This is a genomic window from Butyrivibrio sp. FC2001, from assembly GCF_000424125.1.
Classification (GTDB): domain Bacteria; phylum Bacillota; class Clostridia; order Lachnospirales; family Lachnospiraceae; genus Butyrivibrio.
Map to the genome: position 1 here is coordinate 128714 of NZ_AUJH01000011.1, position 12703 is coordinate 141416.

Genomic DNA, 12703 nt, shown 5'->3' on the forward strand with positions numbered 1-12703 from the left:
ATTGCAATGAAATTTAAGGCGTGGATGCAGTCCACTGAGGATTTTTTAATAAGATGGGTTTCAAGGAAAATCGTGTTCCCTGCAATGTATTTAGCGGGGAGTATGAAGCCGCTTAAGGAAAACAAGGTGGTTTTTCTGGAACTCAGACTCCTTTCTCTTTCGAACAATCACAAGGAATTGTACGAGAGACTTACAAGGGACTATGATCTCGATGTTCACTGCATCTTTTTTAAGATAGGAACAGCCAGACGCCGCGAGATATATAAGCGCTATGCGCAGTATATCAGAGAGGCAGCAGATGCCAAGTACCTGATTTTCAGCGAGGGTAATGATGTTCATGCCTGTGTATGGAAGAGAAAAGGTCAGCATCAGCTTAATACCTGGCATGCGGCAGGAGCCTTCAAGAGATTCGGACTTTCCACAGCCAGGAAGCTGTTTGGAGATACTGCAGCAAACATGAAAAGATTCCCTTCCCACGGTGATTATGACCTGGTGACTGTAAGTTCTCCGGAGGTTGAGTGGGCTTATATAGAGGCCATGGGTAAGGAGAAACACCCTGAGTGCATTAAGGCAGTTGGACTTTCAAGAACGGATATCTTTTACAAGGATGGCGAGAAGGCTGCAGCTTTCGAGAGATTCTATCAGCAGTTCCCTGAAGCAAAGGGAAAGAAGGTAATACTCTATGCACCTACCTTCAGAGGTAAGACTGTTGGCGCAGAGACACCGGATAAGCTCTCTGTACAGAAGTTTTATGAAAAGTTCCACGAGGACTATGTTCTTGTGTTTAAGCATCATCCTATCGTTCATAAGAGACCTGCGGTACCGGAGGAATACAGCACCTTTGCTAAGGATTTATCCGATACCATGACGATTGAGGATCTCTTATTTGTAAGTGACATCTGCATAAGCGATTATTCATCCCTTATATATGAGTATTCTCTTTTTGAGAAGCCGATGATCTTCTTTGCTTATGATCTGGATGATTACTTTGACTGGAGAGGCTTTTATTATAATTATGATGAGCTCACACCGGGCCCTGTCTATAAGACAAATGAAGAAATAATAGATTATATCGAGCATATCGATGAGAGATTCGACAGGGAAGAGGTAAGGAAGTTTAAGGAGCGGTTTATGAGTGCGTGCGATGGCCATGCCACTGACCGCATAATGGAGATGTTCTTTGAGCCATCACTTGAGAAGTACAAAAAGAAAGATAAATAATGACAGGAAATAAGATTTTCAAAACTATATATCTGATATTTGCGGCGGTTGTTACAGCTGTTGGACTGAGCCTTGTTGCCGATTACACAGGAAAAAGATACATTGCTCTTACAGCATGTTTTCTCGTTTTTGCCTTTGTTTTTCCTTTTATCAGCGAAAAGACAAGGGGAATGCTTGATAAGTGGCCAAGATATGTGCTGCTTTTGATTTTCCCTTTTGTCTGCTATTTTCTAACTGAGTGTGCACTTGATACATCTTATTCGATATTTGGAAGTAAGCTCAAGGCGATAGTTGGTAATTACGGACTTTATGCACTTATTTTGTGGTCCATTTACTCGTTTACGTTATCTCTCAGATGGTCTGTTTTTCTGACAGGTGTTTTGTCCGGAATGTTTGGAGTTGTTAATTATTATGTTATCAAGTTCAGACAGATTCCGATTCTGGCAGGAGACATTGCAACTACAGGTACAGCGCTTAATGTTGCCAGTGATTATGAGTACTCATACACCATAAAGCAGTTCATGATGATTGCCTTTCTTCTGGCATGTACAGCGTTCCTCCTGTTCTACAGATCCGGTGAGGAAAAGAGAAGAGATGTGCGTTTCAGACTTATCGTGGCAGGTCTTGGTGTGATGGTACTTTGCGGATCGGTTTATACACTTGGAGCAACAGATTTTCTTAGAAACCATGGTATTTCAATAAATACCTTCATGCCTATAAAGTCCTATAGGAATAATGGCGGACTTCTCACCTTTACAAGAAGTATTCGCACAATGGTAATTGATAAGCCCAGGAACTATAGCGTAGATACAATAACAGAGCTTCAGCATACCTACAGCTCAGACTCAGTTACAGGGGACAGCGAGGCTAAGAGACCCAATGTTATCGTGGTTATGGACGAGGCCTTTGCGGATCTTCAGGATGTGGGAGAGCTTCATACTGACAAGGAAGTGATGCCCTTCTACGACAGCCTTACAGAGAATGCTATTAAGGGTAGAAGCTATGTATCAGTATTTGGCGGACAGACAGCGAACACTGAGTACGAGTTTTTGAGTGGTGATTCTAAGGCGTTCCTTCCTGCGGGAACAACGCCCTATCAGCTTTATATAAAGAGCTTCATACCGACACTTACCCAGAACATGATCCTGGATAATTACAGCGGTATCCTGGCTCTCCATCCCTATAAGGCCAGCGGTTATAACAGGCAGAATGTATATCCCTACATGGGATTTTCAAGATTTATCACGATTGATGATTTCTCAGAGGATACTCATACTATTGGCGGACATATTGATGACAAAGAGGATTTTAAAAGGATAATCGAGGAATACGAGGCTGCTAAGGCAAAGAGCGACGAGCCCTTCTATATCTTCAATGTTACAATGCAGAATCACAGCCCCTATGAGGGTGAATGGGAAAACCTTCCTGATGAGATAGATATCCTTGATGATAATCTTCAGCAGGACGGAGTGGAGAACTATCTCAATCTGATTCATGAGAGTGATGATGCGCTTAGAGAACTTGTTGAATATTTCGAGAAAACAGATGATCCCACGGTAATCGTATATTTCGGAGATCATGAGCCCGGATTATCAGATGAGTTCTACAATGAGCTTCTCGGGACAGATAAGAGCAGCTTAAAGGGACTTGATCAGATGAACCTCTATCATACAAAGTTCCTCATCTGGGCTAACTATGATATACCTGAAGAAAATTATAATTTTGAGGATGGAATAAGCATTAATTACGTTCAGTCAGTTATGCTTGATGCCTGTGGAATGAAGAAGAGCGGTTACAATAAGTACCTTCTTGACCTTATTAAGGATGTTCCGATAATCAATGCGAACGGTTACGTTGGTGCTGATGGTAAGTTCTATGAGGTGGATGATAAGACATCACCTTATTATGATCAGATAAATGTGTATAACACACTTTGCTACAACCATCTTTTTGATAAGAAGAACCGGGTTGATTCGTTCTTTGAGTATGGGGAGTGATAAGCGCGAATGAGTTTTTTTGATAACAGGCATGTAAAAGGAGGCAGCTTTAAGAGCTCAGCCTCAGCAAATACCAGTCTGTCGGCTAATTTCAACAGGATTCTTACAAGGAAGATTATCTTTCCGATAATCTATCATTTTCATGCATTAAAACCTATAAAGGATGACAAGGTAATTTTCCTTGAAATCAGATTTGGAGAGCTCACTGACAGCTACAGGGAGCTCTTTAACTATCTGGTAAGAGGATATGAGATGGATATCCACTGTCATTTTTTGCGTCAGGGCTTTGTGAATAACAGACAGGAGCTGAAACGACAGATTGATTTCCTGAAGGATGCTGCAACCGCACGTTATCTTATATTTAACGATAGCAGCGATACACAGGGTTCTTTCAAAGCCAGGAGAGGAACGCATGTTATGAATGTATGGCATGCGGCAGGTGCCTTCAAGAAGTTTGGTAACAGCACTGCTGACAAGCTCTATAACGATGGTAAGAAGGGAGTAGTTTATAAGCTCCATCAGAATTACGATCTGGTTACTGTATCAAGTCCAGAGATAGAGTGGGCTTATGCCGAGGCTATGGGTATGGACTCATCCTGCGTAAAGGGTGTAGGAATATCAAGATCAGATGTTTTTTACAGGGAGGACTTCAAGGCAGCAGCCTTTGAGCACCTGTATGATGTGATGCCTTCTGCAAAAGGGAAGAAGGTTATTCTCTATGCACCTACCTTCAGAGGTATTCCCAGAAATGCCGTAACGCCAGATATGTTTGAGGTGCGTAAGTTCTATGAGCACTTTAAGGATGAATATGTGCTTCTGTTTAAGCATCATCCTCTTGTAAAGAATAAGCCTCAGGTACCGTCTGAGTTTGCGGGTTTTGCTGCGGATATGACCGACAGCATGAATATCGATGAATTGCTTTGTGTGACAGATATCTGTATTACGGATTATTCTTCACTTATTTTCGAATATTCAATATTTGAAAAGCCGATGTTATTTTTTGCCTATGACCTTGCAAACTATTTTGATTGGAGAGGCTTCTACTATAACTTCGAGGAGCTTACGCCGGGACCTGTGTGCTTTACCAATGCTGAGATGATTGAGTACATCGAGCATGTGGATGAGAGATTTGATAAGAATAAGGTTCATGAGTTCAGAGAGAGATTTATGAGTGGCTGCGACGGTCATGCTACTGAAAGAATAACAGCTGAATTCTTTGGAGACAGGATAGATAAGTATAAGAGACCTAAGCCTATTGAGGGTGATTTCTGTGATCTTCCGGAGGTGAAGAGACTCTTTAGTGCGGAGGTTAAGCGTATTGATGAGATGGAAAAGCTCAGGAAGAAAGCTAAGAGTGCTTATAATGCCGGGAAAAGAAGACCTGTGGCTACAGGAAGAGTAGTATTCCTTGGTGATGAGAATTCTGATTGGGATGCTTTTCTTGGAGTTCAGAAAATTCTGGTAGAAGAGACGAAAAATACCGGTAAGAATTTTGAGATAATAGCTGATATTAAATATAACAGCGACAATATTAAGGAGTTTTGCGAAAAGCTCGCAGCAGCTGAGCGAATCTACTGCGCAGGCGAGCCTTACATTCTGAGGATGCTTGATGTAAGAGAAGAAACTAAGGTTATACAGATAAGCCCTGAGCTCAGGCCTGCATATCCCATGTGGGGAGCATCTAAAGAGGCTCGAAGCGGCTATAAGGTAAGAGAGAGCAGACTTTTCCCTGTAAAGACAGAGTACGATGTTGTATATGGCAGTACTAAGGAGGAAGAGGAGCTTTGGAAAAGGAATTATAAGCTTAAGAATGGTGGAATGGTAACAAGCGATATCAATCCCGCGCTTATAATGCTTAAGGATGAAAACTATAGGAAAGAAGCAGAGGAAAGGCTTTGCCAGATGATTCCCTATGCGAAGGGCAAGAAGATAATTGCTTTTATCTGTACGGATAGAGAGCAGCTTGGTAACCATCTTGGCAGACTTTTGACAAAGATGCATGAGGACTTTGCAAGAACCCATGTATGCGTATGTATGGCTGTAGGCGGGGCTCCCGGAAGTACGGTTGCAATTCCTGATTACCTTGAGGGCTTTGCCTTTGATCCCAGAAGGAGTCTTTCTGAGATGATAGCGATGAAGAGCGCTATGGGAACAGATTCTGAGAAGCTTCAGATGTCAGAAGGAAATTCTGAAGATAGAGGAGCTCTTACTTCAGAATCTGGTAAGCAGGTTGATTATAAGGATATGGCACCTCTTTCTGTGAACGAGCTTATTTCAGTAGCAGATGTTGTGGTTACGGATTATTGCACCAGAGCGCTCGCGGCAGAGACCGCAGGTAAGCCGCTTTTCCTGTGGATGCCTGACAGAATAGGCTATGGAAGGGCTCAGGAGGCCTATATTGATCTTGCAAAGGAGCTTCCGGAATTACTGGCATCCTCTGATGAGGATTTGATAGACAGATTGATAAGTGTATGAGTGCTCGTTGACAAAAGTTATTAAAAGTTATTAAAATAAAGAAAAGTTATTAAAACTTATTAAAAGTTATTAAAGCATCCAAAAGTTATTAAAACTTATTAAAAGTTATTAAAGTATACAAAAGTTATTAAAACTTATTAAAGTTGGAGAGCGAGTACATGGCTAGTGAGAATATAAAGGATAACCCATTCAACATCAATTTTGGTAAGGAGCCTTCGCGTATGATATCCAGAGAGGCTCAGATTTATGAGGTTGTAGATACATTTAATTCTGTTACTCCTTCATCTCAGGTATATGTGATTACAGGTGTGCGCGGATCTGGGAAAACAGTGACCATGACTACTATTTCGTCTGAGCTGTCAAAGTCAAAAAAATGGATTGTGATAAATCTTAATCCTACAAGAGATTTGCTGGTAGGTCTTGCTGCCAATTTGTATGAGCATCCTCTTATAAAGCCCGCTTTTATAAAAGCGGATTTGAACTTTTCGTTTGTTGTTGGGGCTTCTATTTCATCAGATGGACCGGCTGAAGATGTCGAAGTTCAGCTTAGAAAAATGTTTAAGATTATTAAAGCAGCCCATCTTAAGGTTTTGATAGCAATAGATGAAGTAACTAACAATGATAATTTAAAAGTTTTTTCAAGCGCATTTCAAATATTTATGCGAGAGAATTATCCTATCTTTCTTTTGATGACTGGATTATATGAGAATATAAAATCACTGCAGAATGAGAAAGCTCTGACATTTTTGTATAGAGCTCCCAAAATAGAGTTAAAGCCACTTGGAATTAAGGCTATGTCAAACAATTATCGAGAAGTGTTTGATATTCCTGAGGATGAAGCAGATGATATGGCGAAATTTACTTGTGGTTATTCCTATGCTTTTCAGGTTCTTGGATATCTCAGATTTAAATATAAGATGCAATTAACAGAGCTGATACCATATTTCGACGAGATTATGGAAGAATATGCTTACGAAAAAATATGGTCAGAGCTCTCTGAAAAAGATAAAACCGTGCTCTTAATATTGGCAAAAAACGGAAAAACTAAGGTTGCCAGGATTCAGATGGAGGCAAATCTTACTTCGAGTTCTTTTTCAACATATAGAAGGAGACTTGGTAAGGCTGGTCTAATAAATACAGCTGAATATGGTTACTGTAGCCTGACACTTCCCAGATTCGGAGATATCATAAGGGCTTGGGAATAACAAAAAAGAGATTATGAGGTCTGCATTGTGAAAGGTAAAAGGTTTGTTCATGCTATTGGAGCTATTATTTCGAGAAATAATTTTTCGGGATACACTATGAAAAAGTTGAAAAGACCGACAGAATAAGAGGAATAATGCAGGTGATTTATGAATATTACAAATGGATCTAAAAAATATCCATATACAACTATGGACTATATTAACATTCTGGTATTGGTCTTGATTTTTTTTGCCATTGTAATACGTTCACTATTTAGCTTTTGTCAGTCTGACGAAAGCTTTTATATAGCTTTAGCGCACAGGTTCTGGTTGGGGGATTGCCCTATTGCGGATGAGTGGCATCCTGCTCAGCTTATAGGTGTTATTCTGCTGCCATTTTATTCAGCATTTAAATTGCTTGTCCCTTCTGGAACAGGTGTCATGCTTTATTTTCGCATTCTTCAGAATATAAGCTCATTATTATGTGCAATTCTTGTTTATTCAAACCTTCGTCGTTTTCAAAAGAAATGGTGGACGCTTATTTGTGCTGTCCTGGTTCTTGTATTTGCCAGAGAAAACATACTTGGAATGAGCTATTATCATCTGTTTGCCATGTCTGCAGTGGTGATAGGAACATGCTTTTGCGTGATAGCAGAAACAGATGACGCCATAATTCAGAATTCAAGGATAGTATATATAGGTATATGCTGCGTTATCGGAACTCTGTGTATGCCCTTTTTTATTTTTGGATTTCTAGGTATTTCCATACTACTTATTGCTATTCATAAACGAATAATTGATAAAAAAAGATTTTATTTCAGTTATCTGCTGAGTCTTTTTTTGATGTCTGTATATCCATCCGTTATCATTATCCGCGGAATGCTTAAGGATACATTCATGAAATCCCTTCCGTATATTTTCTCTGATCCCGAGCATCTCAGAAGAATGCCTTTTTTCACGATGCCTATGCATCAGATTATAAAAAAGTCATTTTATATGGAAGCAGGTAGCGAAAACATCTTGCTTATTGTGATATTCTTTTTTATGGTAATACTGTCAATTATCAGCTTATTCATGAAGGGAAGACACGACTGGGTTTATGTAGTAGAGATACTGCTATTTTGCCTGGTAATTATTGAGAGAAGAAGATTGTGCCTTGATAGACAGTGGAGTACATTTAGTATCTTTATTCCCTGGAGTATACCGCTTGTTATTTGTTCTATAAAGAAGGCAAAACATAAGATACCACTGTTTTTGTATCTGTATGGATTTATCTGCTCTGTTTTATTTAACTTGGGAAGTGATGCTCCCAGTTCATTTACGGTAGGAGCACTTACAGTTTCAATGGCCACGGTTATGGCACTTGGAATTCTTGTAGATAGCTTGGAGCTTCAGATAAATCCCGGGACTAAAAGGATTTTATATACTGCTACGCTGGTCGCTTTCCTTTTTGCTTCTTCACCCATACTGGTTACCAGAATACTGGGGGTTTATCGTGATGATGAATTACAGAATCTTACTGAAAGAATTGATAGGGGACCTGCAGCCGGTCTCTATACCAGCCCGGAGCATAAAGCTCAGTATTATGAGGTGTGCAGAACCCTTGATAATCTGCAAAAGAGAGAGCCAGAGGGAAAGGTTCTGTATTCTAAAGTTCTTCCCTGGGCATATTTTATACGGACTATCAGTTTGGAGCACCTTCTCCCTGGAGAAACCGTATATCCAGTAGACATTTGGTGAAATATTATGAAATTCAGCCTGAGAAGAAGCCGGATATAGTTGTTGTTTTTAATCCTGATATAGGAAAATATGAAGAATCAAAGTATGACAGTATCATTAGAAAGAAGAGACCAAACAAAAACAAACGGTTTGGTCGATTTTACAAAGAATTAAAGAATGACTACAAAATGGAACGAACAGAGTGTGCTACTATTTATATAAAAAATAAGTAAATGGGATAATTCAGATAAGGTAATTAAACAATTATTATGAAAAAAGTGGAAAAGGCCAACAGGATAAAAGGAATATTATTTGCGCTGCCATTTGCTGTGATGCAGCTAATAGGTAAGGATTTAAGTGCTGATAATAAAATAAATGATCTTGCATTAGGCAAATTCTACATAATGAGGGCGCTTATCCTGTTTACAGGATATTTTGTTGTGGCTTATGTGCTTAGTGTTTTGGGATTTTACATCATAGAAAAGCTAAGAGAAAAGGTAGCTGCCAATAAGGAAAATACGGTAGAGCGAATTTATATCAAGAGCTATTTAAAGTCAGTCCTTGGTGTTTTTGTGTTCTGGATTCCCTACTATATCTTTTTCTTTCCGGGAACAAGTAATATAGGAGATACAGATAAGCAGATAAGGATGTTTTTCCACAGACCTGTCAAGTTTCCGCTCAATGTATCACCGGTGCAGGGGCCGGATATTTATATAACCGATCATCATCCGTTTTTCACTACATGGCTTTATGGCAGCTTTGTTAAGCTTGGTATAACCTTGTTTGGCAGAGCATGGATGGGAGTAGCTATCTTTTCATTTCTGCAGATGCTGCTGTTTTGTGCTTTTCTTGTATTTATTTTGTTCAGAGTACGCAGCTTTGGGCTGCCATCTAAGATATTCAAGCTTGGGATTGTGTTTACAGCGCTATTTCCGTTTTATCCTATGCTGGCAGTCTGCATGGTAAAGGATATGACATTTTCCTTCTTCTGCCTGACTACAGTGTGGATGATATTTGAGATATCCATGTCAGAGGGAATGCTTCTGAAGAATAAATGGTTTGTGGCAGGATTTGCCATATCGAATGTTCTTTTTATGCTTTCTAAGGGGCAGGGTAAGTATTTTGTTATGGTACTTGCCGTAATGATGATGGCGGTGTATTGGAAATACTGGTACTCTGTTGCGATAACAACTGTTTTGCCGATTTTCTTTGTTGTTGTGGTTTGGGGAAAGATCCTTCTTCCAGTGTGGAATATTTCTCCCGGTGGTAAGCAGGAGGCTATTGGCACTCTTCTCCAGCAGTCTGCCCGCTATGTGGTAACCTATCCCGATGAAGTGACTGAAGAGGAAAAGAACGCGATAGCAGCAGTTATTGATTATGATAATATTGCTGAGAATTATGATCCCACAGTTACAAATCCTATAAAGATAACCTTCAACCAGAAAGCGACAAAGGAGCAGATGCGAAACTACTATAAATGCTGGTTTGCTATGTTTCTTAAGCATCCGGGCTTATATTTTGAGTCAACACTTAATACCTGCTATAAGTTCTTTGATATGACCTGGGAGGGAAATCCGTTCTTCGTATGCTTTAACATTGATGTGGAGCAGGATGATGAGCTTTATGTGGAATCCTTCTTTACAAGCGGAGAGATAGGAAACAGTATCAAATGGTTGTTTACTGAGATAAGGGCGATACCAATCATCGGAATTTTGTTTAAGACCTCTTTTTATACCTGGGTTGTATGGTTTTTATTCTTGGTAAATCTGAAAAGAAGAAATTCCAGGATGCTGGTTTTCTGTACGATACCGATTTTATCTATAATGATCTATGCAGCATGTCCCAGAAGCCTTCCAAGATATGCTGAGCCGGTGATCATGATGATCGTTCCGATGTTAATGGCGACTATTGTTACCGGGACGGAAGTGAAGATAAGCGATAATTCCGATGTAATAAAAGTTTAATAGTTGTTTTATAAAACGTAGATTTGCAAGTGTTATAATGAATATATATTATATCTAAAATGGTGCAGATTTTTGATTAAAGCGCCCAAATAATCTTATGAGGAATAGGAGGATATTTTATGAGGGATGTTAAAAGACTTGCAAAGTACGGGATGGCAGCGGCTGCCATGGCTTTTTCAATTATGCTTATAAGCCCGGTGCAGGCAAAGGCTGCATATCTGGTTAAACATAATGAGAAGTGCGTTCAGGAGGATGAGAAGAACTCAAATGACCAGAAGGCTATTCAGGAGGCACTGGAGAAGTATAAGGATATTAAGCTGGAATCCGGAAAAGAGTACTATCTTCAGGGACCTATTGATGCGGTTGATGGCGGAAGCATAGACGCTACAGGAGCTACAATCATCTGCCGTAAGGTTATTATTCATAACAAGACAGAGAGTAAGTCTATAGCTAATTTCAGCATTAAGGGCGGTACATGGAAGAGATCTAACAAGAGTGAGGCGGATGGATCTTCCTTCAGATTCCATTATGGTGATAATCTTAAGTTTACTGATATGACAATTGAGCATGCAAAGATGGAAAACCATGCTATTGAGCTGGTGGCATGTTCGAACGTTCTTATAGAGAACTGCAAGATTACCGGACAGGGAGATTATAGTAAGAAGAGTGTTGAGGAGCAGATCCAGATTGATGTTGCTACTGAAAGGACAGCTCCATTCCTGAAAGATAAGAATTCAGGACTGTTAAATGGAACAGGCTGTAAGAATATTACAATAAATAACTGTGAGGTTACAGGCTGCAGAGCGGTTTGCGCCAACTATGACAAGAGTAAAAAGAAAAATGCCAACAAATATCACAAGAATATAAAGGTTACCAATTGCACACTGACAGGTGAGTCTGCTGAAGGCCTGATGATTTTCAACACAAAGGGAATCACAGTAAAGAACAATACAATTATCAGTAATGCTCCAAAGTCAAGGAAGTATTTCTCGCCCGGACTTCATATTCAGGTTTATGGAAATGGAAAGGGTGGCTTTAATAAAGGCAAGGTTAAGGTGACAAACAATACAATTAAGGGCGGAATGTTCGGAGCTTTCATTTCAGCAAACACCAGTAAGACCAAGTTTGGTAAGATTACCTTTAAGAACAACAAGCTCTATAGCAAAGCAGGGAAAAACAATGCTTATCACATTGATACCTACAAGAAGCTTACAGATAAAGGTAATAAGAGCAAAAAGTGGTAATCAATCAATGCTTTAATGCTGTATAATCTAGGATATAACAGAAGAGGGCAGCCAGAGAAATTTGACTGCCCTCAGTTTTTGAGGGGGATAGTAACTCGTGAGAAAAATGATCAGAGTATTTATTGCAGCGCTGATAATAGTGGCACTTATGCCCTGTAAGCATGTTAATGCTGCTTCGAAATTAGCTGACAGCCTGAATGACAAGAAAATAGTTCATGCCTGTGGTGGATTTAACGGTATAAGACATGCAAATTGTGAGGAGTCTCTTGTAGAAGCAATCGAATCAGGGAAGAAGGTCATTGAGATAGACTTTATGTTCACATCTGATGATGTGCTTATATGTGAGCATGGCTTTTTGGGCTATGGAAAACAGGTTTTGTCCTATGATGAATTCCTGCGAAGGAAGCCAATGGAAGAAGGAACGGCAATGACAGCGCAAAGAGCCATAAGTCTTCTGAAAAATACGGATGTCAAGCTGATAGTAGATACTCAGGATACAAAGCTCGTTAAGGTATATAAGGAGCTTCGCAAAATTTGTAAAAAAGAGAATGCAGAAAAGTATTTTAAGAATATAATTCCTCAGATATACTATGAGGGACAGTATAAAGAGATGGAGGCTTTTTATAAGTTTCCGGAATACATATTTGAAGCATATCGTATCACAGGTAGCCCTAAGAAGGGCGGACATGCTGACTTTAAGTATTTCCAGAAGGTATGTAAGCGCCATAAAAAGATAAAATATGTTGCGTTTTACAGTAAATTTGTGACAAAAAAGGCTGTAAAAATGTTTGAAAAATACAATGTCGGTGTTATTGCACACCCGGTAAACACTAAGTCTGACTTTAAGAGACTTAAGAAGATGGGTGTGAAAGCCGTCATGACAGATTTCTTATAATTAA

Annotated in this window: 8 protein-coding genes; all 8 read left to right on the forward strand. The window is 39.6% G+C overall.

Going from position 1 to position 12703, the window contains the following annotated elements:
• Positions 1–6 precede the first annotated feature (6 nt).
• The 8 genes from G601_RS22070 (at position 7) to G601_RS0105565 (ending at position 12699) form a co-directional block, all read left to right on the forward strand.
• Complete coding sequence (locus tag G601_RS22070) at positions 7–1221, forward strand: CDP-glycerol glycerophosphotransferase family protein (RefSeq protein WP_051205623.1); 1215 nt, start codon at positions 7–9, stop codon at positions 1219–1221.
• Entirely contained in the window at positions 1221–3218 is a 1998-nt protein-coding gene (locus G601_RS0105530; protein ID WP_026664748.1) for an LTA synthase family protein, read from the forward strand. Before G601_RS22070 ends, G601_RS0105530 begins: the two co-directional genes overlap by 1 nt.
• A 9-nt stretch (positions 3219–3227) precedes the next feature.
• Positions 3228–5693 (forward strand): CDP-glycerol glycerophosphotransferase family protein, encoded by a 2466-nt coding sequence (locus G601_RS24745; protein WP_051205624.1) that lies wholly within the window; start codon positions 3228–3230, stop codon positions 5691–5693.
• A 158-nt stretch (positions 5694–5851) separates the two neighbouring features.
• A complete protein-coding gene (locus G601_RS0105540; RefSeq protein ID WP_035790371.1) occupies positions 5852–6898 on the forward strand; it encodes an ATP-binding protein in 1047 nt (348 codons plus the stop codon).
• A 309-nt stretch (positions 6899–7207) separates the two neighbouring features.
• Positions 7208–8617 (forward strand): hypothetical protein, encoded by a 1410-nt coding sequence (locus G601_RS0105545; protein WP_026664750.1) that lies wholly within the window; start codon positions 7208–7210, stop codon positions 8615–8617.
• Between the two features lie 248 nt (positions 8618–8865).
• Complete coding sequence (locus G601_RS22080; RefSeq protein ID WP_035790372.1) at positions 8866–10560, forward strand: DUF6020 family protein; 1695 nt, start codon at positions 8866–8868, stop codon at positions 10558–10560.
• Positions 10561–10679: 119 nt separating this feature from the next.
• Positions 10680–11804, forward strand: a complete 1125-nt coding sequence (locus G601_RS0105560; protein ID WP_026664752.1) for a right-handed parallel beta-helix repeat-containing protein — start codon at positions 10680–10682, stop codon at positions 11802–11804.
• A 97-nt stretch (positions 11805–11901) separates the two neighbouring features.
• Positions 11902–12699 carry a hypothetical protein gene (locus tag G601_RS0105565; RefSeq protein WP_026664753.1) on the forward strand — a complete coding sequence of 266 codons (798 nt, stop codon included), beginning with the start codon at positions 11902–11904 and terminating at the stop codon, positions 12697–12699.
• Positions 12700–12703: the final 4 nt, after the last annotated feature.